Genomic DNA, 22,193 nt, shown 5'->3' with positions numbered 1-22,193 from the left:
TTTATCGATTTATCCTATATTCCTGAACTGCCGGTACCGTGATAGCCTCTTGAACCTTGCTTCTGGAGACCAGCACCGGGTGCTGCGTTTGAATAACAGCGATGACCGAAGGACCTTGTATGTATTTGGTGATACCGTAAGTAGTGTCCTCATAGAGCAGCGGAAAAGTAGTGCCCGTTGATTCATCCACGATGTCGAACTTGACGATCTTCACTTGAGCCTGAAGCCGGCTCCCCGCTAAGGGGGATAAGCCGTCATCCAGTCCCAGATTACTCTGCAGGGTGTGGCGGAAGGTGGCATAGGCCTCAGCGGGGTCAATGACCAGACGGCCGTGGGCCCTCGCTGCTTCGTTCAACTCCTGTGATGCGTCATGGACAGCCATATTATTGGCATCCTTAAGCATGCTGCGCACCTGGTCCCATTCCTGATTCTGAATCTGAAAAAACCAGGAATAAATAAAGATCAACAGGACAAAGGCCAGCTTAATAATATAATCCATAGGTTAGCTTCATCCCTTAATTAATCGAGATATTCACTCATGATCGAGCCATGCCCATAGTACTGTGTCGGCTGGGATATGCCGGAGAAATTGTAGGGGAACAGGTTCACCCGCGGCGCAGTCACATATACATCAATCCGCTGTTTGCGCTCAAGGATCACTTCTGTTCCGCTGGTTATTTTAATCGAGCCTTCTGGAAATCCTACAGCCTTCAGGTTCGAAATGACCTCAGCCTTCATGGAGGCAGTGACCATCCCTTCTGTCGCCGCCTTTTGCGTAATATACGAGGTATTGGCTTTGACCTGCAGATCGAGCAGATAATCGATGTACGTAAAAATCGGCTGCAGGATAATAAACAGCACCAGCCACATGAACAAGGCCCGGAGGACGGTTGCCTTCAAGCGCAGCGCCTCCTTTTAATACTTCTCGACAGCTTTGACATGGGTGATAATATCATCCTGGCTGCCGCCGATAATGCTTGTAGCCCCAGCGATAAAAATCCCGGCAATTACAAAGCCAATAGCCAGAAACAGCGCGATGGAAATCGAGTCCTTCTTCATCTCTGTTAAACCCAAGGACCAGGAATTGTGCACGTTACTGCCGCCTCCACAGAATCTGCGGGCTGAATCATACTAACGGCCGGGATATCAGGCTTGCTTTTAGCCGCTTTATCCACTACGTCCCGTACTACCGGAATCAATACAGCAATTACGATAGCCACACACAGGAACCCGATTGCGATAAACATACCCGTAGAAATAGCGTCTTTTTTCATTGTAAATATCTCCCTTTTGATTTTATATTTTAAATGGCTTCTTGAATATAACAAATTTTTCATTTGGTTCTTTTTTTGCTGTGAGCCTGCCCGAACTGGTCATTGGAACATCCCTACGCCGTTAAAATTCCCTTTGATCAGCATAATGTACTGCATCGCCAGCGACACAATCATCAGAAAGGTAGCGATTGATGGAACAACATTGATGATCGTGGAAATATCCCCGATAAAGGACCACTTCTTCAGATATTGGTCACTTGAGATTTTGGTGATAATTTTGCCTTGCTCCTGTAGATACTTCGCTGCTTCATGGTCATCATCCATCCCTTCTGTCGCAAGCAGAATCGAGCGGATATCGTTGATAAACATGTGGTTCTCGGGGAATTTGCTGCAAAACCATTCAATGGCCCGCTCCGTCCCCTCATCCACCGCCCGCTCCGAAAGCTCATACAGATCCTGGCGGATGTAACTGAAATGGTTGGCCGTCCCGGCGCAGAAGGCTCCAAATTCCACATACCCCCGCTTGCGCAGCCGATTGTTCTCATAAAGGCGGATGAAGGAGATCAGCTCCCCGTCTTTTTGAATCAGTGTCTTCTGATGCAGCCAGCTTAGTACCCAGCCAAATGGCAGCACCCGCTGCGGACTGGTAATTACGAGAATCAGCAGCGCAATCAGAGGATCGTATATGGACATTCGCTCTGAGCGTACGAAATCTCCCGTTGCCTGAACCAGCAGATAGAGGAAGGCCGCCGAATATCGGAATAATGTGATTTTGGCTGCGGATATAGAGAGTCCGCTCTGGTCCAGCAATTGCTGCAACCGCTCATTGTGCACACGTTCACCGAAGGCCTTCCACTGCTGGCCCAGACGGAGCACATACCGTTCCTGACGGCTGCTGCTGCTGACAAAGACCAGTAAGGCAAGATACACAACACCTGTTACAGCTATCAAAAGTAGTAATCTATCCATCATTCATCACCTTAATGGTAGTCCAGTCTGGGTCTGGCGAGGATGGTACTGATCATGAACGAGATGAATAGGCCCGTAAGGATCACCATCATAAATGTAAGTCCAATCGTTGTCTCGAACTGCAATTTGAAATACACATCCGGCTTCAGCATGTACATGAACGTTCCCACCGAAGATACCAGCACAATCAGATTACCGTACAGTCCCAGGCTGATCGCATCCCTGCTGCTGGCCTTTACCGTCAGAATGGTCTCCCGTTGCAGCTCCATTGAGCGGTTAAGCGTCATGAGTGAGCTTTTGAGATAACGGGTGCCCTCCTTCTCGCAATAGAGCAGGTCCGATACGAATTCAACGGCAAACGTCGTGCCAATCGCTCCGGCAAAACGCCCGGCTTCCTCATTCAGCTCCCGTTCATTACTATAGCCAGCGAATGCTGTCCCCAGCAGCCTCAAAGGCGTCTTTAGCACATTCTCCACCGGCAGCAAGTCACTGGTCTTGGACAAAATGGAATCCGCAGACAAATGCGTGAATTTGGTGGCGATTTTGATCACATCAAGCAGATCGTAGCTTCCCCGCACCTTGCGCTGGGCATAGGTATATCTCATCCGCAGATAAGGAATACAAGCCGAGAGAATCGCCAGGAACAAGGGAAGCCGCCAGGTATTCTGCACAGGTGCGCCGTCATTTAACACCATGCCTTCCAGAAAAGGATTGCTGAAGCTCATCTGCCCCGGCAGCTCTCTAAGGGTCAGCAGACTCGACAGGAATACCCCGAGGAACAGCATCCCCGAACGGGTGACGAAGCGCAGCACACTGATGCCCGGCTCATATCGCTTATGGGCAAAATACAGCAGATCATCCAGATGGCGGTACAGCCACATTTTCCTCTTCGTGCTACTGACCTTCTTGCCGAACAAGCTCATTCGCAGATTCATCCGCAGATCCAGCTTTTGCCCCCACTGCCATAGATGCCGCTCGATCAGCGGCTTGACCAGCAGCCAGAGCCCACCTGCAACGAGCAGGTGAAGCACAAACTGGATGATATAGAACAGCAGCTCCACAGGCACTCCCTCCTCTCATTCGTTCAGAACGATTTTGGACTTCAGACTTTCCTTCAGCGGGTCAATCATCGGTTTCTGTGCAGCGAGATGTCCAAGCTCCTGCAGCAGCATCCGGGCCGCTCTGGCATTCTTCTTCTTCATCTTCACAATCAGCGCTTGGGTTAGCTTGTCATTATAGGTCCAGCCTGCCTGCTCTGGTTCCCAGCGCATCAGATCGTTGGCGAAGACTGAATTACTGGCCTCTTCATAAAAGACCTCAGAGATCCGCGTGAGCCGCTTCTTACCATCCGGAACACTCTCCAGAATAAACACCAGCTCACAGGATTTCAGCGCTGAGATTAAATGCCCCTTCAGACTGCCACCAATCCGTGTAGATACAGCGAACGCCCCCTGATAGGGAATATCCTCCGAATCTACGGTGTGAAAGGTGCCCGTAATGCCGTCATAGCCCTTCTCGCCGCTCCACAGATAGAATTCCCACTCGTTATAACGCATCTCCGTCATGTAGAGAATGTTCGGGTCATGCCTCAGCGACTCCACTCCGACCTCCATCAATTCTTCATTAGACGCCTGAATGGGAATGATCCGGTGGCCTTTGATCTGATAAGGTAAAATCGACTCCGGATGCTTCTCGATCATCACGACGCCCATGCAGGAAGAGGAGCCGAGCAGCTGCTCGCCGACAATCGTGTTGGCAAAAGTGGTTTTACCCGAGCCTACGGCCCCCGCGATAATTGTGTTGCGAAACGTCCCGGTAAGCGCACGAATCAGATCAATCGCTTCCGCAGGAATGCATTCCGTGCCGGCCTGATCATCCAGATCCAGAAATTCCACGACCTGCCGCCGCAGTGAGATGGTAGTGAAGCCCTCCCAGACCCTTGGCGAGACCCAGATAGCTAGACGGATGAACCGGCCGGGCCAGAGGGGATCATCCATTTTGAATTCAACGGAAGGATTATCCTTGTTCAGCTTCTTGCCCGGATCGCTTTTGAGAAGAGAGCGCTTAAGCTGCTCCACCCGGTCGAGCGAAGGCATCTCATAGGGATACGCCACAAACCTTCCCTGATGGTTATAAAAAATTTGCCGCCCGATCATCTGCAGTCCGGTAGATTCGCTGTAGGCCCGGTCTGTGAACCAGCGGTAGGCGGGGCCGAAGCCCTTCCATTCATGAAACAGCGCTTCAGCGGCTGTGCGGTAAGCCTCCGGCACTTTTCCGGTAAACGGGGTCCGGCGCAGATATTTCTCAATCTCGTTCATGAAAAAGCTGACCGCCTGCGGATCACCAACCAGCGCCTTCGCATTCAGTTCGAAATACCCGTCATCCTCACGCTCCAGCCCGGCGTTCATTTCACTTTTCATGGTGTGCAGGAAGCTGTAGAAGTCTTCTTTGCCAGGTTTGCTGGTTCGCAGTACACTCTGCTTCAGTGAAAATAGCCGTCTGCTCTGCGTTCCGTCCGCGAGTCCAGACACCGCCCGTAAACTCTCATCCCGCTGCTCCTGCCGCCTGCCCTGTTCAGGGTCCAGCGGAGCCCATCCGGACAACACCCGCTTCTGTAGCAACGGCAAGCTTTCATCCTTGTTGTTCATCATTGGAATATCCCCTTCTTACGGGTTTCCTGGGCGAGGCCCAGTGATACAAGCAATGCGTGGACCTTATCGTCCACTTGCTGAAGCTCTTTTTTGCCCATCGGCAGGCTCTCTGGAAAAGATGGATAATACGGTAGCTCCAGCAGAAGCTCGCTGCCAAAACGCAGAGCCAGGCTCTTCGGTGACGTTAACTCCTCGACATTGCTGCGGTTGATAATCCACTGGAAGTCCTGCGGATGCAGGTCCATATGTCCGGCCAGCTCCATTAGAGGCTGCAGCCTGTGTTCATGCCGCGGGTGTGTAACGATCATGCGCAGCACCGACTTCTGCATCCCCACATACCACGCGGCGCTCTCGGGGATCGACCCGAAATCCGCAATTACCACATCAGCGCTTTCACTTGCTCTAGCCAGCAGGTATTCGATCTCCTCCTCCTGATAATCCTGGGCGCTTAGATAATCGAAGTTTCCGGGCAGATAGGCATAGCCCTCCTGCTTCACCAGCGTGCTGAAATCCTCATCATGCAGCATTTTACCGGTAATCCGCGGCCGCAGCCTGTCCAGACTAACCGCCGTCTTCCGGTCATAGCCCGGATCGTACAGGTCGAGACCCAGCATAATCACCCGCAGCCCTGAAGCGGCAATCCTCCTGGCGAACAGTTTGGCAATACTCGTGCAGCCAATACCTGGCCCCGAGCCGAAGAAGCCTACCACATTACCGCTCTCCTTATGCTCATCTTCGAGCATATAGCGCAGCTTATCGATGATTGCCGCTGAGGTTGAGCGCGGGGGCATGAAAAATATGCCCAGACTCTCACACTGCATATGTATAGCCTGGTAACCCCGCACCCCTTTTTGCAGATAGATGTACAAAATCGAAGAGTCCGGATACCTCCCTCTCAGCTCTCTTAATTCCACTGCCGGCACCTGCTCGCTAGTTACCATTAATAGATGCCCTCCGGCATGCTCAGGCTCTGGCAGCACACTTTGTGCTATAACGGTGAAGCCTGCCAGCTTAATCTCGTTGATGGTCAGCTGATCTATACCCAGACTGAATATTCTCAAGCTCATTCCTCCTCCCTTCTGTCCACTTTTCTACTCCACCCGAACAATCCATAGCTTCTTGCCCTGTTCGAGATAAGCTCCCAGTAGCTCACCATCGCTCTTCTTCAGCTTCAGCTCCGGGGCCGCCACCTTCCCGGTGGAAGTAAAGCGGTTATTGTTGTTGCCGTTCTCCGAGTCGAGTACATCGTTGTTATCTTCCGTACGGACATAGTTTACAGTCACTCCGCTTAAAAATACTTTGCGCGCAGGGATTTCTGGCGGAATCTCTGCTTCCAGCAGGGAAGAAGAGTCTGCGGCCTTTCCCCCTCCGGGAGTAGTTACAGGTGCAGCAGCAGCCGGACTGTATCCCCTGCTTTCTTTTGCGGGTGAGTCTCCTTCGACCAGATAGATATCTACCTTATCCCTGCTGCGGAGAGAACCGTTGATGGCATAGATGGCGTCTTTGGGAATCGGAAAAATCCCCTCGTCCTGCTGTGGCTCCAGCTCGCTTACATCCACCAGCGACTCGGTCAGAATGCTGCCATCCGTCAGATTGACATTCGTAATCTTCTGCTCCACCTGCTCCAGACTACGGACGACCCCTGCCGGGATGTCTTTGGTCTGTACGGAATCCAGGTAGAGATTCTCTTCTGTCAGCTCATGATTCTTCGGCAGGAAGCCCCCGCCATCCACCTTGATTTTGACAACGGTCTGTGACAGTACATAAGGCTTGAAGTACAGATCATAGCCGAGCAGTCCGCCGAAGCCGATGAGCAGGATGAGTCCAGCGAAGAAATAATTGCGTTTTAATAGACGTCCGCGCTTTGTTGACAAGCCCTTTACCCCCTTTGAATGTGATTTCTGCACATAGCAAAATACATCTTGGCGCTTATGTCCAAAATGCCGGCAAAATGCTTTTTTACCTTAGTGGTTGAGAAGTGTATTAGATTATCCTTGTGAGGTAGTGAAGCCTGAGGCTGCGGGAAGCTCCCGCTGAAGATGAATGCCGGTAAAAGCCAGGCCAGAACGATGTTCTATATCCCCTGCGTTACGCAGGGTTGCTGACTTTTACCGGAGTGGTTGTCACGTTGACTGCAAGACTCTGCTGATTAATTAAATACTACTGTTTTGTTGTGATGCACGAGAATTCTATCCTCAATATGCCATTTGACAGCACGGGCCAGAACCACCCGCTCAATGGTACGTCCAATGCGCTTCAGCTCATTCACATCATCGCTGTGGCTAACCCGCTGCACGTCCTGCTCGATAATTGGCCCGCCGTCCAGCTCCTCGGTCACGTAATGGGCAGTTGCCCCGATGATCTTGACTCCGCGCTGATAGGCCTGGGCGTATGGCTTACCGCCGACGAAGGCGGGCAGGAACGAATGATGGATGTTGATGATCCGGTGCCGGTAATGCTCGATGAATGAAGGGGAGATAATCTGCATGTACCGGGCCAGTATGATCACATCGATATCCTCACCGATAACCTCCAGTTGACGCGCTTCAGCTTCAGCCTTCGTCTCTGCGGTAACCGGAATATGATGGAACGGAATGCCGAAGGATTCGACATAAGCCTGCATATCGGTGTGGTTGCTGACCACAAGCGCGATATCTGCATCCAGGTCGCCCGCCTGCCACTGCCAGAGCAGCTCCACCAGACAATGGTCCTCCTTGGAGACAAAGATCGCCAGCCGCTTCTTATGGCTCACCTTGAAGATCTGCCAGTTCATCTTGAAGCGCTCGGCAACACCGCCGAAGATAGTACGTACCTCTTCCAGCCGCTCATCCAGCTTAGGCAGGTCAAACTCTACCCGCATGAAGAACATTCCACCGTCCGGGTCCATCGTATATTGGTCCGACTGCACGATGTTCGCCCCGTGTTGATACAAGAAATGCGATACCGCCGCTACAATCCCCGGTCCGTCAGGACAAGATATGAGCATACGTGCCCGGTCGGGATAAGGTCTGCCTGCTAAATTCTCTCTCTTCACATGTAATTCCATAGTTCTCCGTTCATCCTCTCATCTGCTTGCGTTATCTATGCGGGTCTATGCCTTCACGAGCAGCTGTTTGCCTGCAAGCCAGGCGATCAGCCGGTGATTAACGGCTTCCTCACTAAGCTGAGGGAACAATCCGGCAGCTATGACTTGATCATAGAGACGTTCCAGCGGTTCACGGGGGTCTGCTTTTTTGGCCTTGGCGTCATTCTTCAGCAGTTCCCACACATCCAGCACATAACGGCGGGAATCCAGCTCCTGCTTGGCAAAAAAGGCATGCAGCTCTTCCAGCTCCTGCAGGAATTCCGCACCGAAGCGCTCAGCGACATTACCGCGCAGCAGGGCGATTTCTACTTCATACATGGGACGGAGCTTCTTGGCATCCTTGCCGATCCAGGGTGTCTCCAGAATAAACGGCAGACCTGCGAGTGCTTCATGCCGGACTACATTGTTAATCGTCTCGAACCCCAGGTAGCCGGAGCCAATCGGTGTATGACGGTCTTTGCCCGCTCCGCGCGGGTTCTTGCTGTCATTAAGATGGATCACGCCGAGGCGCTCCAGGCCGATCGTATCATCGAATTTCTTCAGCACCCCATCCAGATCGTTCACGATATCGTATCCTGCATCATGAATATGACAGGTATCAAGACAGATCGATAGCCGCTGATTAAATTCGACCTTATCTATAATAGAGGCGAGCTCCTCGAAGGTGCGGCCGATCTCTGTGCCTTTACCAGCCATCGTCTCCAGTGCGATATGCACATCGGTCTCATTCGTACCGCCCAGCACCTCATTCAGGCCGTCTGCAATGCGCTGGATGCCATAATCAGCATCCTTATCAGTAAATGCACCCGGATGCAGGACAATATGCTTGACCTCAAGCGCATGGGTCCGGCGGATCTCCTCCTGCAGGAAATCTACTGCTAACTGGTAGGTATTCTCCTTGTAGGAACCCAGATTAATAATGTAAGGAGCGTGAACCACGATCTCTCCGACACCATTCTCCCGCATCTTCTGCTTGCCTTCCTCGGGGAACATCGCCTCAATCGGCTTCCGGCGCGTATTTTGCGGCGCTCCCGTATATATCATAAACGAGGTAGATCCGTACTCATTTGCTTCATTGGCCGCGCTCAGGAGACCCTTGTCCGCGCAGGACACATGTGAACCTATTTTCAGCATGCCTATTTCCCTCTTTCCTTCACGAATTAACCCTTATTCTACCGTGATCGGAAGAATAAATCTAGGCAAGCCCCGGAAGCCCGCTTCCGCTTCGCAAACTTAAGGAAATGCGCTATACTCAAGAGGAGCAAAAGGAAAGTGACAATCATCATTGTCAAAGGCGGTGTATTCATGCATTTCCATTTACCCTCAAGCTTATCATCCACGTCTCCAAGCAACTGGTTTATGAACTCCATCGCATTTTGGACTTTTTTACTGCTGGGCAGCATGTGCATCGGCGGCTATTTTATGTTCCGCAAATTTCTGAAGGTGCTGCCCAAGGCTGACGGCAAATCCAAGCTGGACTGGCAGAACTACTGGGTGGAACGCAGCCGTCCGCTGTGGAGCGACGAGATGAAGTCTTTTCTGGACCAGCTTGTACAGCCGGTGCCCAGCCCGTTCCGCGACATTGCCAAGCACTCTATCGCTGCTGAGATCGGCAAGCTGGCTGTAGAGAGCCATGCAACGGAGGTTACCCGTGAGCACTGTATCCAAGGGTACATTATTGCCACGCCCCGGCGTGACAACAAGTTCCTGATCACCTTCCTGGAGAAGAACGGCATCGACTACGCGCCTTACAAGCATCTGGTCAAATAAAGCATATTAAGGAGCTAGCCCTATGAAATATATCATTTGCGGAGGCAGCGGATTCATCGGCAGCGAGCTTACCGAATATTGGCTGCACAGCGGACATCAGATCATCAGTGTCGGCCGCAAGAACCCCGGGAACAAGCTGGAACATCCGGGACTTAGCTATCTCACCTGGGACAGCCTGGCATCCAATCCTGAAGCTGCAGAAGGCGCAGATGCAATGATTAATCTTGCAGGAGCTTCGCTAAGTCAGCGCTGGACCCCTAAGGGGAAACAGGCGATTATGGAATCACGGCTTGAAACCGTTGTCGCTGCAGGAAAGCTGCTGAATTCACTCCAGCATAAGCCAAGCGTGATCATCCAGTCCTCAGCAATCGCCATTTATGGTACATCCGTGCAGGATACCTATACCGAAGCTTCCGGGACCCGGGTTGTCGATTTTCCTTCCGAGGTGGTCAAGACCTGGGAGGAGGCTGCAGATGAAGCCTATGCCGGTATCCGGCTGATCAAGCTGCGCACTGGGGTAGTGCTTGGCAATGAGAGCGGTGCTTTCCCCAAAATGAAGCTGCCTTATTCGCTTGGCTTCGGCGGCAAAATCGGCACCGGTAAGCAGTGGATGTCCTGGATTCACCTTACAGACATTGTGCGCCTGATCGAATTCTGCATTCTTCAGCCTGAGATCGAGGGTCCCGTTAATGCCACAGCCCCACAGCCGGTCACTAATGAACAGTTCGGACGGATGATCGGCAAAGTCTACCATCGCCCGCATTGGTTCCCCCTTCCGGCGTTTCTGCTAAAAACCGCTGTAGGCGAGCTGTCAGAGATTCTGCTGGAAGGCCAGCGTGTGCTTCCTTCCAAAGCAATAAACCACGGCTTCACCTTCAACTATCCCACGTTACAGCCTGCACTGGAGCAACTGAAAAACCAGTAGGCTACTGCAAACGCACCATTCCATCTGCCCCATCTATCTCTGCTACGCTGTGCGAAAGGTGTAGGTACCCTTAACAATGGTGAACACGCTGCCTTCGGTCAGCGGATATTCTTTGTAGGGAACCATAGCTTCGCCTCCAAGCAGCGTTCCATTCCTGGAATCCAGATCCTTCAGAATGTAACTTCCTGAGGCTCTGGAGATTTCAGCATGGACCCGTGAAGCCCTTTCCGATTTCTCAATGTACTGAGCCACTTCAGAGGAGCGTCCAATAATGAAGCTGGGCCGGTTCAGCTCAATTCTCTCGGGAGCTCCCCCGTCATCCGGGTCACTTCTTTCCAGATAAGGCACTGTCCTTCCGGCCTGGGGAAGCCTGCTCTCTGTAGACTGAACGGGTTCCCGGGTCAGCAGCGCTGTAGCCATCGCCGCTTCCTTCTTCTGCGGACTACTGGCGGTCATTCCCGCCGGAGCCCGTTGTCTGCCAGCCGGTGCGGCTGTGAATCCGCTCTGCCCCGCATTTGCTTCCTGGTTCTGAGGAGTGTAGACCGGTACCGGAGAACGGTGCTGATCTACCGGATTCCTGCTGAAATCCCACTCCAGATCGCTTCTCAGCTTACGGTTCCGGGCTGTACTGTTATCATCCTCCGGCCTCTCCTCCAGAGCATCCCTCTCTTCCTCTGCTTCGCCCCAAGCCAGCCTTCCACTCCACACCAGCCAGCATGCAGCTGCAAGTATCAGAGTCACCGCAGCACAAACTGCCAGCCACAGTGCCCGGGGGGCATTCAGATAGAGAAACTTCCATAGTAAAGCATCACCCAATAATGCCCCCAGCAATATATAAGTCCTGTAAGAACTTTGCTTGTCCTCAGCCCGAACAGGTCTCATTGTTGTACCGTTTGCTGTCTGAGCCCCTGATAATCCATCCTGCCGCTTCAGCTGAGGCGTACTGCTCACCCAAGGCGTAGGATTAAGCATCGAACCGGAAGGCTGCGACTCCTTATCTCCATGTACATGGGAGAACGCTGCGGCCGCGGACCTCTCCCTTCCCGGTTCCTCCAGCCTGCGATCCGGAGGCTGCGCCCAGTCTATCCTCGTTCCTGACACGGCACCAGAAGTGCCTGTGCCAGCCATAGAACTTAGACGTGCAGGCTCCGTTTCTTCAACATGGCCCTTATGGGGTGTACCCTCCGTCAGCATTTCTGCGAGCAGCTCCTTCAGCCCAGCCGGACTAAAGACTTCTTCCCCGCAATATTGCAGCAGCCGCTGAAGCCCGTTACCCGATAACTCCCGGATGGCTCCCATGAAGACCATAATCAGCGATTTCAAGGCTTCTCCCGGCTTCGGTGCGGGATCTGTGAGTTCCAGCGGAATATAGGTCAGGAAGACCTTGCCGCTGCTGAGCGGACCTTCGATAAAGATAAAATCCTCATGGAGCGCATACTGCTCCGTACGCAGCATATACAGCTGCCCCTCCTCCATCCCGGCAGCGATCTGCAGCATCAGCCCGAAGAATTCCGTCATGCTCAGCTTCCCGCTTTTAAGCAGAGCTCCAAGCATTTTACGTCTTGCCACCGTGTATTCCAGTGTGACCTGCAGATCTATTTCTCTAAGCAGCAGCCGTAAATGATGTGGTATCCCGCTGGTCATCAGCATCCGGGCCTGCACCATATTCAGCTCTCCTGCGCTCAGCCCCCCGGATCTGCCCAGCAGCATCGTTATTCCATCCTGCTGGATGAAGTCACGTTCTAGTCCAAACAAGTCTCTTCACCTCCTAAGCTGTAATCGATAAGCTCCAAGTCAGAAATAAATATAAGCACAGATAAAGCCCGGGAATACGGCCAGCATAAAAGGAAACCGGAGCAGTTCTCCCTCCCCGTCTTTGACCAGACTCATATTGCGAAGCAGCAGGAACCCGGCTGTTCTGCTAATCACGCTGCGCAGCCTGCGTCCTGTCTCCCTCCTGTAGAGAATGATGATCCAGCCTACGCCTGCCCCCAAGAGCACCGAATAGACCATGACCTGAAGCGAGAAAAGCACTCCTGTCCAAGCACCGATAGCCGCAAAGAGCTTCACATCACCAGCCCCCACCGCCCCGATAAAATACATAATCAGCAGGAGTAGGAAGCCTGCTCCGCTGCCGCAAAGTGAAAACAGCAATCCCTGCCAGCCATTGATAATCAACTGCAGGAGCAGTCCGCCAATCAGCGCAGGCAGTGTAATCCAGTTAGGAATTCTCATCCAGCGTATATCTGTGAATAATGCTGCTGTCAGGAACGGCAGGCAGCCCCATAACGCCCATTCCGTCATCCGTGCTCCTCTTTTCTCTATTCTTTTATTTTTTGACTACTGTAAAAGTCGCCTGAAGCGTAGCTCCATCAGCCAGACTAACCACGAAGGGCCAGGTACCCGGCGTAGTATTCACGCCAATCTTCCATTCCCATTCGATGTACCCGTGCTCATCCGCCTGCTTCCAGCCCAGATACTTGGCAGTACTCTGGCCGCTCTTGTAAAAGATCGATAGATTGGCTGATGCCCCGGGAGGTACCTTCACCTTGATGATGCCCTGGTGATTCGCTACTCCCGGATTCGGCTTCTCCAGGATCATAATGGTCCCGGTCTCCTCAGCAGGCTCAGCCGGATTTCCTTCCCCGGAAGAATCGGTGTTTCCGACCCATAAGCGTTCAACTGCGCTGGCCTCCAGCACGATTTTTTCATTCAAGAACGGAATTCTCAGTGGCAGCTCATAGCTGACTACCATACCGAAATACGGATGCGTCCCTTTTCTCAGATCGGGTACAGTGACATTGGATACATGAATCTTGCTATATTCAAGCAGGTCTGAGGACAGATACGGCCGCAGCATCGGCTTAAGCACCTGATCCAGCACGGCCTCGGATGCTCCCGCCTGCACCTTCTGCAGAGGCCCTTCTCCCTCCCGGACCACAGCCTTGACCCAGGATTCCATCGGCTGCGGAAGCTTCTCCACGTAGTCCTCACTCCACTCCGTTACCGACAGCCGTGGAATGCTCCAGATGCTGGAGGAGTCCGCATCATCTGAGTGCTCTCCCTCACCTGCTTCTTCGGTTTCATCTCCCCCGCCACCATCTTCCCCCTCCTGCTGCTGCATTGCCAGCGCTGCGGGATACATATGGGTTGAGATTATTTTGACAGTATCAGAAGCCGTACTCTGCAGCGCTGTCGAATACAAGGTCATTTGGATAATGAAGATGAGGAACAGGACAAATAACAGGAACACAGGCAGAATCAGTGCCGCCTCCACAACCATGCTGCCTTCATCCTTAGGGTTCAGCGATTTCCTCAGCCACCGCTTCATTCTACCGTCCCCCTTTAGTAAGAAAAGTCAGCCCCTGCTTGTCTGAAATACACTTTGCCCCGCACATCTCCTGGCAGTCCGGCACTGTAATTCACCAGCTTCACTACACCCGGCAGAAACCAAAGCTGCATGCCCATCGTGATTCGGGCAGAGGCATATGTATATTTCTCTACCGGATTGATACCGGTATTCAGGCGGATCAGCGCAAGCATCCGGGACAACTGTTCTTCCCCTCCCCCATGCAGCAGGAGGAACAGCCGAAGATAATCACGATAGCTGAGCTGTGCGGTCATGTATTTGGATAAGGGAATCTCCCCCTTGGTACAGAGCTGTATCATATCCTGGATAGCCTGCTCAATACCGTACAGCAGTGCGGCGGCCAGGACGACAAGCGGATTCCCCATACCGGCTTTCTCAATCAGGCCTTCCATCGTCCGCACAGCCAGCCGCAGAGCAAAGATCTCGCCATAAGCGGCGGCCACATTGCCTGCAGGATTATAGAATCCGTACAAAATATATTCCAGCTCTTGCGCCTGCGGCTTCAGTTGCTCTCCCAGCTGCTCACCGAACCCTTCAGCAGACCCGGAAGCCAGCGAGGTTAGCGCAGACAGATCGAAATGCCGGAAATACATCGCAGAGTACTCCGTCTGGTACAGCCGGTCTCTGGCTCCTGCCAGCACACTGCCCATAGCAGCATATATCCCATCCATATCTTTCATGGACGACTTGCCCGCAGCGTATTGATCACCAGTATTCACAGCAGCCCCCGGCTCCTGCTCCAGACCTTCGTTAAAGGCCACATTCTGCTGGTAGTATTGACGCAGACTACCGTACTGCTCCATCGCTTCATGTGCGCTGCTTCCCAGCGCGCGGATCTGATCCAACAGTTTCATGGCATCGCCAAGCTTCTTCTTCGCCTGCCCTTCTATCTGCTTACGCTGGCTATCAGCAGTGCGGCGGCTCTCAATCTGTTCCGCTTCCTGCGTTATGACAGTACCGTGTTGCCCGTAACTGCTTATATAGCCGCGAACTGCCCGGGAAGCATTAAGAACACCTGCACTCATAAGAGAATAGTCGGCATACAACCCGGATGCTGTACTTAATGTAGCCGGCAAGCCGGAGACTGGCGGCTCCAAGGGAAGCGCAGAACCTCGCTGTATACCGATGTTATTGCCCATCCCGCTAAGCTCAGCCGGAGGAAGGATAAGTCCCTCCACCTGTGCTCTCAGCTTCTTCAGGGGCTCTGAGCTGAGCTCTCCGGCCGTGTCCGGAATGTCCCAGTTGCGGGCAGGATCATCCCCCGCAGCACTGGTATCCGCATCTGCCTGATCAATTACACTCTTCATCTGAAGGTTCAGCGCATTCACCTGCTCAAGTGCAGCCTCTGCTTCATCCAGCAGACGGCTGTTTTTCTCCTGGAAGTCAGCTAGCACTGCCGGTATCTTGCCTGTTATTTCACCAATCTGATACTGATACTGCGATAGCACTGCCGTGTACTTTGGCCATGTCTTGGGGGGACGGTAATAATCGTCATAATATTTATTGACATAATCCCCGTACATCGCCGGGATATCGGAGATTGCGGCCAAGGATGCAAGCGAACGCGCCGGAATACTGTCACCCGGAGGATTCATCAGAAGCTCCTGCAGGTTCTGTGCACTGTCAGCAGCTTCCTTGCGCTTCTTCAGCATAAGATCCAGCGCTTCCTCACGCTGATCATATAAGGGCTGCAAGTCACCCAGTATCTCTGTTGTCCGTGAAGCCTCCGTCATCGCCGCCGATAACGGCTTAAGCTTGCCTGCCAGCTCCAGGGCAAAATCAACCGGCGCTTTGTATTTCATCTCTTCTATAATCTGCCGCCGGAAGACCTCATAGGTGCCCAGCGGGCGGCTCCAGTCCAGCGAAGAGGAATCCACCATCACGGGCAGCAGGTTAAAAGCATCCCCCCGTCCGCTCTCGTACAGATTATCATTGAGCACCTTTGATAGCAGCTGATTACCGTCCCCGCCGCCGAAGGCGAACAAGCCGTAGTTCTCGCGCAGCTCAATGTCATATGCCGACATTACTGAGCGTATAGCGGCTCTCGCCAGACGTTCCTCCTGCACATTCACCGCCGCAATCCGTGCGTAATCGATCAGCACAGCATTAAAAAGAAATACAAACGCCAGCACCAAAATAAGAAAGACCGATACCGAACCCTCCGCTGAACGAAGACATCTGAATATATATCCGGCTGATCCTTTTCCCGCAGAACTGTTCATAGGATTACCTCCATATTCCAAGCTGCGGCTCCGGCGAAGCGGCTTGCTTAAGAACCTCCCGTGACTGAAAATACGCATTGGAACTTCCCCTTAACCTTTTTCTTGAACAACCCGGCCCAAGCTGCTACATCACCAGCCATCCTTAACGCAGCTTATCAAGCATGAGGGCTGCATGCTTTTTCTCCATGCCGCTGCCCTCCTTGCCGGCGGAGGAATGCTGTTTGAACTTCGACCCGTAGTAACGCATAAGATCTACTGTTCTTATGAATTCAACAGGCTCCGTAACGTAGGACCGGGCATACACCTCAGGCGCGGCTCTATCGGCCAGCAGATTGTCCAGAACAGGCAGATGTAGCGCCTTCTTCAGTTCCGTACTGATTCTGCGGCCAGTCAATCCGTAGACGTAGCTCATTTCTCCCTGTAATCCGGCAGGCACCATCTGTGATGACCGGCGCAGCTTCACTACCGGCAGGGGCCCTCCTTCTTCAGCATTACCAGGCAGCGTAATGGCCGTACTGCCATTCTCTGCTCCTGAACCGAATAGCGAAGCCAACAGTCCATCCTCACCGATTCTCCAGTACAGCGGATCAACATTTCCGGTCTGGAATTCTCCGCTTACCGCCCGGTTACTATTCTCCCAGTTATAAGCAGCCCGCTCCGCAGTAGCTGAGGCAATCTGCAGCAGCATCGACTTCTGATAGCTGTACAGGGAGAAGAACAGCAGCACCATCGTAATCCCCATAAGCATCGGCAGCAGAAGTGAAGCCTCGATAGTGAAGCTCCCGTCATCCTCACGCAGCGGAATCACTCAAAGACTTCCTGACTCTTATCTCCGGCCGTGCCGATCAAATCCTTAACCACCTTCACAATCTCCTCACGGAATACCAGAACGACCGCAATCAGTACAGCGATGATCAGAATCATCTCCAGCGTCCCCAGCCCCTCCTCATCTTTCCAAAAGCTTTTTGCTCCTTCTGCCATCTGTGTTAACATACGCCTCTACCTCCTACATTTTTAACATCATAATCGCCGGTGTTCCCACCAGCACAATCACAATCAAGAAGATAACCACCATAGGAAAAACCAGCTTCGACGATGCCTGTTCGCCGCGTGTGCGGCTGATCGCCTTCCGCTTCTCCCAGAGCATTCGTGACAGATCCCGCAGTGACAGAACAAAGTCGGCCCCGCCTCTGCGGTAATTAAGCAGCACTGTAGTTGTGAAGATGGAGACCTCCTGCACGGCACAGCGCTTGCTGAAGTTCTCGAACGCCTGCTGGAAGGAGTAACCGCCGTCCCATTCAGCCGTCATCTTCATTAATTCAGCGTAGAGCGGATGGGTGCTGTCCCCTTGACGGCTGTTCACACAGCGGACAATCGCCCGCTGAACTGTCTCACCCGCGCCTACCAGCAGAACAATACTGTTCAGCAGCTCAGGAAGCTCCAGCATAATATTCTGCTCCCGTACACGTACCTTTTTGTGCAGATCGCTAACCATCGCCACCGGGAGTGCAACTGCCAAGAGCCCCCCGAGGATTATTCCCGCCTGCTCTCCCGTAAGCATTGTCAGTGCACTTCCGCCTGCGGCAAGCAGCCAGCTGTAGCTAAGCATCTCCCCCATGAACAGCAAGGTCCGTTCTGCACTGTAGCGCATACCATAGATCCGCTGTAGCGAACGTTGTATTCTGAACATCACGGAAGGGAGATAACTGGAAATTCTGCCCCTCTCTACAAGTAACAATAGAGGCTCTCCCAGCCGCCGCAGCCGCAGGCCTTCCATGGGCAGCTCCCGCAGAGCAGCATAACGGCTGCCGCATCTCATCCTCAGAATGAGCCAGCCTGCTGCGAGCAGAAGCAGAATCGCACCGCAGATCAATGACATCCCTTCACTCACCCTCCTTTACAGAGGAATATCCATGATCTTATTAGTCCAGAGGTAACAGAGGAACAGTGCAATCAGCGCCAGTGTAGACACCGCTATTCCTGCACCAGTATACATTGGCTGCATATAGTCTCCGGCGCTCAGACTCATGAACATCACCATCATCAGCGGAGAGACCAGCAGCGCCTTCGCCTCAAATTTCTTCTGGGCTATACTGACTGCTATATCCTGCTGGATATCCAGCTTCTCACCGATGATCGAGGATGTGCGGCGTACGATCTCAACCAGATCACCGCCCGTACGCTTGCAGACCATGAACACATCTGCGAAGCGCTCCACATCCTCCATTCCTGCTCTTTTGCTGAATTCATACAGCGCATCTTCAATTGGCTCCCCGTTCTCCATCCGGGCACAGATGATATTCAGCTCGGAGATCATGTCACTTGCGCCCTCCGGGTCAAGCATCCTCAGATCCTGCACGGCCTCGCGGAAGGCATTCTCCACCGAACGTCCGGCCGAGAGCGACGAAGAGAGCGAGAACAGCATTTGCTTGAATTGCAGATTCAGCGCAGCCCGGCGGCGCTGCAGCAGATATTTGCGCAGCAGCCGCGGCCCATATGCGCTTCCGGGGACAAGCAGTGCCGCCAGGATCAGCCGGTGATAGAACAGGTAACCAATACCGAACAACACGGCTCCGGCACCCAGAATAACCAGCATTCTTTGCAGGGAGGTAAGCTCGTATACAGTATAATCCGGCAGCAGCACCTGCTCGCCCCCTGGAGATGTACTAAGCGGCAGTATGGGCGGTGTCCTCTTCATGAACCCCTTGCTTCGCCTTACAGGGGGATGCCGGTCTATCTTCTTCATGACATTCAAGGTACACTCGCCTCCTTCGCAAAGCTTCTACTCTCATACTGCTTGAGCGGATAATCATGGATTCCGGCCATCCGCAGCTTGTCTGCATGCAGAAGCGGGGTGCCGCTGACCTCAAGCTTCCCTTGCACCCTGCCATCCTGTTCGCCCGATTCCCGAAACTCATACAGAGGATTCAGGATGACTTCACCGCTGCGGATTCCAGCAACCTCACTGATCTCCATCACCCGGCGTGAACAGTCACGCAGCCGCGACAGATGCACGAATATATCGATCGCTGAGCTGATCTGCTGACGGACGACGGTTACCGGCAGATCAGCAGCGCTGAGCACCATAGTCTCCAGGCGGCTGAGCATGTCCAGTGCACTATTCGAATGCCCCGTTGACAACGACCCATCTAAGGCAATATGGTACTGACACTATTTCCTGATCGCTGCCATTTTATATTAGATGGACTGCTATATAGGTTCTTGTGATACTGAAAAGTTATCAACATATTGTGGACAAATAAAAAGTGAAACCTTGCGAGCATATCTGCCAGCAAAGTTTCGCTTTTTCGTAGTAAATATTCCCTTAATCTGATAGACTACTTCCAGAATAACTCTGGGGGGGATTTTATGAAGAAAAGAATTGCTTTATCAATGATTATGTCGGTTTTACTGATTTTGCTCCCTGTTATCGCCAATGCACATCCCGGAAGAACGGACTCAGACGGGGGACATTATTGCAGAACCAATTGTGCTAAATGGGGACTTAAAAACGGGGAGTACCATTATCACAATGGTGGTGGATCTAAGTCAGCACCGGCTGCCACTAAAAAACCAACCGTAAAGGCTACAACAAAACCAACTGCCAAGCCAACAAGCAAACCGGCTGCCACACCGGCACCGGCAGCAATCGTAATGCCCAAGAAACAAGCAGCCGGCACACTCCAGGTCTATTTCCTTGACGTTGGTCAAGGTGACTCTACTTTGATCCGGACGCCAAGTAACCAATACGTCCTTATTGATGGAGGCAACAACAGCCAGGGCGCCGATGTAGTCAAATATTTGAAAACTCTCGGTGTCACAACGTTAGACGCTATGGTCGCCACTCATCCCGATGCCGATCATATTGGCGGGCTGGATGATGTACTTAAGGCGCTGGATGTAAAATCCGTCTATGCCCCTAAGGTTTCGCATACAACACAGACCTATAAAGATTTCTTGACGGCTGTCAAAAATGAAGGACGGACGATCAAGGCAGTCGGCAAAGGGGTTAAAATCCCGCTCCAGGGCGTAGATGCTTCATTCCTCGCCCCGGTGAACACCTATGGTGACAACCTGAATGATTGGAGTGCTGTCCTAAAGGTCACGTTTAAAAGCAACTCCTTCCTCTTTACCGGGGATGCTGAAAAGGCCTCAGAGAGCGACATGCTTGCGGATGGAACGAGCTTGCAGGCCGATGTATTAAAGGTCGGACATCATGGCTCCAACAGCTCCACCAGCAAAGCCTTTATCGATGCCGTCAAACCTTCCTATGCCGTGATCAGCGTAGGCAAAAACAATTACGGCCATCCGGATTCCGGAATTCTATCCCGGCTTAAGAATGCAAATGCCTCTGTTTTGCGTACCGATCAAAAGGGTACAATTACCGCAATAAGTGACGGTAATAAAATCACCTTCACGACAACCAAGGGGGCTGGGAAGTGAGAAAAGGAATCATAGATCGGTTTGAAGGTGAATATGCTGTCATAGAATTCGATAGAGAAACAGAGGATATGCTACGGTCAGAATTGCCTGCGGAGATTAAGCCTGGAGATACACTGATTTTTGACGGGGATACAATCACTGTTGATGCAAAGGATACAGCTTCCCGTAAAAGAGAAATTGATGACTTAATGGATGAACTATTTGAAGAATAACATTATTGCCTGCCCCGGTGAAGGTCTCCGGGGCATTTTTTGTGAGGTCACCGAAAGCGCATAGTCGGTGTAAATCCAATCACAGTCTTATTCCATAGATACTCTATATAATACAAGTTTTCTCTATTTGATAATTTAAAAATTCATAAATGCAGTTTGTTGAATGCTGTCGAATAATGAGCAATAGTAATTTTTTTGTAATTTTATATCTTATATTGTAATATATATGATACAAAGGTTCTATTTATTTTAAATACAATTAATGACATAATCCTCCTTGAAACTACTAAACTTCTAGGAGGAATTATCTTGAAAAAGTCTATTTTTGCCAAAATGTCGATTATTATGCTCGGTTTTTTACTTTTCCTTTCACCTTTAGCAACGACTAGTTCCTATGCTGATGATCATGATCATAGTGGTGGTGGTAGCAGTTGGATGACTGGATTTACTTTAGCTGAACTTGCTAATTCAGCTTATGGAAATGATGGTTATACAGCAGGAACACTAGAAGAAAATTTAGTTTTGGAAGCTGCACGTATATTTTGCGGATCAGGATTTAGCCTATCGTATCAAACAAATGGCACCTACTATTTAAGTCAAAACAGACTAAAACGTGTTAGAGTATCAACTAAAGCCTCAGGGATTTATCAAGCGAATTTTGAAAAGTTCTCTCGTCCGGGATATAGTAATGCTGATAGAGATTCAAATTACCACGTTAACATTACGATGAGATCTTCAGGTGGATCGGGATGGTAAAACTGAAAGGAGTTTATTATGGCAGTGACACCAGAATTAAAGGATGTTCATCTTTTTGCTGAAGGAGAAGTGTCAGGAGATTTCTGCTTATCCTTAGTTTTGGACATTGGACCAACAGACGTAGCTGGTTCTGATCAATTCTATGCAACCGTTGGAACTGCACAAGGAATTGCAGACTTTCTTAAAACAAGACCATTTATAGTTTGCCGGGGATTTTTGGTGGTTCCTGAATTCAACTTAAAAATCATTAATAAATATATTCAGGACAACATTTCTAAATGTGCTAAGGAAGACTGGGAACAAACTGCATTGTCAATTAATAGATTTTTCCCTTGGGAATTTGATGGAATGAAAAATTACCAACAGTTTTCAGGGAGTTCGCAAAATTAAAAATCAAAATAACCCGTCAGGCATAAGCCCGGCGGGTTATTTTATGTATGCTCTAAATTCAAATCGATTTCTTCTAAACCACTTCCCGGCGATCTTAACCATGCCCGGATGATACCCTTCTACTAT

General features: G+C 51.5%; 25 protein-coding genes and 1 pseudogene. 6 read left to right on the top strand and 20 right to left on the bottom strand.

The genetic code is table 11. The features are described 5' to 3' along the window. Position 1: 1 nt before the first annotated feature. The 11 genes from MKZ07_RS30535 to MKZ07_RS30485 form a co-directional block, all read right to left on the bottom strand. Positions 2–499, bottom strand: a complete 498-nt coding sequence (locus MKZ07_RS30535; RefSeq protein ID WP_341029302.1) for a hypothetical protein — start codon at positions 497–499, stop codon at positions 2–4. A gap of 20 nt (positions 500–519) precedes the next feature. Continuing rightward, a complete protein-coding gene (locus MKZ07_RS30530) occupies positions 520–900 on the bottom strand; it encodes a hypothetical protein (RefSeq protein ID WP_036696931.1) in 381 nt (126 codons plus the stop codon). A 15-nt stretch (positions 901–915) separates the two neighbouring features. Further along, positions 916–1,059, bottom strand: coding sequence for a hypothetical protein (locus MKZ07_RS30525; RefSeq protein ID WP_162174480.1), 144 nt, complete (start codon positions 1,057–1,059; stop codon positions 916–918). Between the two features lie 5 nt (positions 1,060–1,064). Continuing rightward, positions 1,065–1,274: a hypothetical protein gene (locus MKZ07_RS30520; RefSeq protein ID WP_036696933.1), complete on the bottom strand. Its 210-nt coding sequence runs from the start codon at positions 1,272–1,274 to the stop codon at positions 1,065–1,067. A gap of 99 nt (positions 1,275–1,373) precedes the next feature. Continuing rightward, the gene (locus MKZ07_RS30515; RefSeq protein ID WP_156949665.1) at positions 1,374–2,243 is read right to left on the bottom strand and encodes a hypothetical protein; all 870 of its coding nucleotides are present in this window, start codon (positions 2,241–2,243) and stop codon (positions 1,374–1,376) included. Between the two features lie 11 nt (positions 2,244–2,254). Beyond that, entirely contained in the window at positions 2,255–3,304 is a 1,050-nt protein-coding gene (locus MKZ07_RS30510) for a hypothetical protein (RefSeq protein ID WP_341029299.1), read from the bottom strand. Positions 3,305–3,319: 15 nt separating this feature from the next. Next, positions 3,320–4,894 carry an ATPase, T2SS/T4P/T4SS family gene (locus MKZ07_RS30505; RefSeq protein ID WP_036696937.1) on the bottom strand — a complete coding sequence of 525 codons (1,575 nt, stop codon included), beginning with the start codon at positions 4,892–4,894 and terminating at the stop codon, positions 3,320–3,322. Then, entirely contained in the window at positions 4,891–5,955 is a 1,065-nt protein-coding gene (locus tag MKZ07_RS30500) for a hypothetical protein (protein WP_036696938.1), read from the bottom strand. Before MKZ07_RS30500 ends, MKZ07_RS30505 begins: the two co-directional genes overlap by 4 nt. Before the next feature lie 30 nt (positions 5,956–5,985). Beyond that, positions 5,986–6,768, bottom strand: coding sequence for an SAF domain-containing protein (locus MKZ07_RS30495; protein WP_036696939.1), 783 nt, complete (start codon positions 6,766–6,768; stop codon positions 5,986–5,988). Between the two features lie 275 nt (positions 6,769–7,043). Next, positions 7,044–7,940, bottom strand: a complete 897-nt coding sequence (gene purU / locus MKZ07_RS30490; RefSeq protein ID WP_341029293.1) for a formyltetrahydrofolate deformylase — start codon at positions 7,938–7,940, stop codon at positions 7,044–7,046. A 45-nt stretch (positions 7,941–7,985) separates the two neighbouring features. After that, the gene (locus MKZ07_RS30485; protein ID WP_341029290.1) at positions 7,986–9,113 is read right to left on the bottom strand and encodes a deoxyribonuclease IV; all 1,128 of its coding nucleotides are present in this window, start codon (positions 9,111–9,113) and stop codon (positions 7,986–7,988) included. Between the two features lie 171 nt (positions 9,114–9,284). On the opposite strand from MKZ07_RS30485, the gene MKZ07_RS30480 reads away from it, so the two are divergent. Continuing rightward, complete coding sequence (locus tag MKZ07_RS30480) at positions 9,285–9,749, top strand: DUF2621 family protein (RefSeq protein WP_341029809.1); 465 nt, start codon at positions 9,285–9,287, stop codon at positions 9,747–9,749. A 22-nt stretch (positions 9,750–9,771) separates the two neighbouring features. Then, positions 9,772–10,674: a TIGR01777 family oxidoreductase gene (locus MKZ07_RS30475; RefSeq protein WP_341029288.1), complete on the top strand. Its 903-nt coding sequence runs from the start codon at positions 9,772–9,774 to the stop codon at positions 10,672–10,674. A gap of 42 nt (positions 10,675–10,716) precedes the next feature. Here the strand turns inward: MKZ07_RS30475 and MKZ07_RS30470 are convergent, their stop codons facing one another. The 9 genes and pseudogenes from MKZ07_RS30470 to MKZ07_RS30430 form a co-directional block, all read right to left on the bottom strand. Beyond that, positions 10,717–12,429, bottom strand: coding sequence for an FHA domain-containing protein (locus MKZ07_RS30470; protein ID WP_341029285.1), 1,713 nt, complete (start codon positions 12,427–12,429; stop codon positions 10,717–10,719). A 39-nt stretch (positions 12,430–12,468) separates the two neighbouring features. Next, complete coding sequence (locus tag MKZ07_RS30465) at positions 12,469–12,978, bottom strand: A24 family peptidase (protein WP_341029283.1); 510 nt, start codon at positions 12,976–12,978, stop codon at positions 12,469–12,471. 25 nt (positions 12,979–13,003) lie between these two features. Next, on the bottom strand, positions 13,004–14,005 hold the full coding sequence (locus tag MKZ07_RS30460) for a TadE/TadG family type IV pilus assembly protein (protein ID WP_341029281.1): 1,002 nt from the start codon (positions 14,003–14,005) through the stop codon (positions 13,004–13,006). Between the two features lie 14 nt (positions 14,006–14,019). Continuing rightward, complete coding sequence (locus MKZ07_RS30455; RefSeq protein ID WP_341029280.1) at positions 14,020–16,266, bottom strand: hypothetical protein; 2,247 nt, start codon at positions 16,264–16,266, stop codon at positions 14,020–14,022. A gap of 142 nt (positions 16,267–16,408) precedes the next feature. Continuing rightward, the gene (locus tag MKZ07_RS30450; RefSeq protein ID WP_341029279.1) at positions 16,409–17,074 is read right to left on the bottom strand and encodes a TadE/TadG family type IV pilus assembly protein; all 666 of its coding nucleotides are present in this window, start codon (positions 17,072–17,074) and stop codon (positions 16,409–16,411) included. Further along, complete coding sequence (locus MKZ07_RS30445; protein ID WP_036696953.1) at positions 17,071–17,259, bottom strand: Flp1 family type IVb pilin; 189 nt, start codon at positions 17,257–17,259, stop codon at positions 17,071–17,073. Before MKZ07_RS30445 ends, MKZ07_RS30450 begins: the two co-directional genes overlap by 4 nt. A 13-nt stretch (positions 17,260–17,272) precedes the next feature. Further along, positions 17,273–18,145, bottom strand: a complete 873-nt coding sequence (locus tag MKZ07_RS30440; RefSeq protein ID WP_341029277.1) for a type II secretion system F family protein — start codon at positions 18,143–18,145, stop codon at positions 17,273–17,275. 18 nt (positions 18,146–18,163) lie between these two features. Continuing rightward, positions 18,164–18,964: a type II secretion system F family protein gene (locus tag MKZ07_RS30435; protein WP_051493774.1), complete on the bottom strand. Its 801-nt coding sequence runs from the start codon at positions 18,962–18,964 to the stop codon at positions 18,164–18,166. Between the two features lie 53 nt (positions 18,965–19,017). Next, positions 19,018–19,416: pseudogene (locus MKZ07_RS30430) on the bottom strand (CpaF family protein); the annotation flags it as partial. 219 nt (positions 19,417–19,635) lie between these two features. On the opposite strand from MKZ07_RS30430, the gene MKZ07_RS30425 reads away from it, so the two are divergent. The 4 genes from MKZ07_RS30425 (at position 19,636) to MKZ07_RS30410 (ending at position 22,067) form a co-directional block, all read left to right on the top strand. Beyond that, on the top strand, positions 19,636–20,709 hold the full coding sequence (locus MKZ07_RS30425) for an MBL fold metallo-hydrolase (protein ID WP_341029275.1): 1,074 nt from the start codon (positions 19,636–19,638) through the stop codon (positions 20,707–20,709). Further along, positions 20,706–20,921 carry a DUF3006 domain-containing protein gene (locus MKZ07_RS30420; RefSeq protein WP_036696961.1) on the top strand — a complete coding sequence of 72 codons (216 nt, stop codon included), beginning with the start codon at positions 20,706–20,708 and terminating at the stop codon, positions 20,919–20,921. Before MKZ07_RS30425 ends, MKZ07_RS30420 begins: the two co-directional genes overlap by 4 nt. Positions 20,922–21,230: 309 nt before the next feature. Beyond that, on the top strand, positions 21,231–21,677 hold the full coding sequence (locus tag MKZ07_RS30415; protein WP_156949666.1) for a hypothetical protein: 447 nt from the start codon (positions 21,231–21,233) through the stop codon (positions 21,675–21,677). 18 nt (positions 21,678–21,695) lie between these two features. Then, positions 21,696–22,067 carry an Imm8 family immunity protein gene (locus tag MKZ07_RS30410; protein WP_036696962.1) on the top strand — a complete coding sequence of 124 codons (372 nt, stop codon included), beginning with the start codon at positions 21,696–21,698 and terminating at the stop codon, positions 22,065–22,067. Positions 22,068–22,193: the final 126 nt, after the last annotated feature.

Source organism: Paenibacillus sp. FSL P4-0338 (assembly GCF_038002365.1).
Lineage (GTDB): Bacteria > Bacillota > Bacilli > Paenibacillales > Paenibacillaceae > Paenibacillus_AQ.
This window is presented reverse-complemented; position numbering and strand designations above follow the sequence as displayed.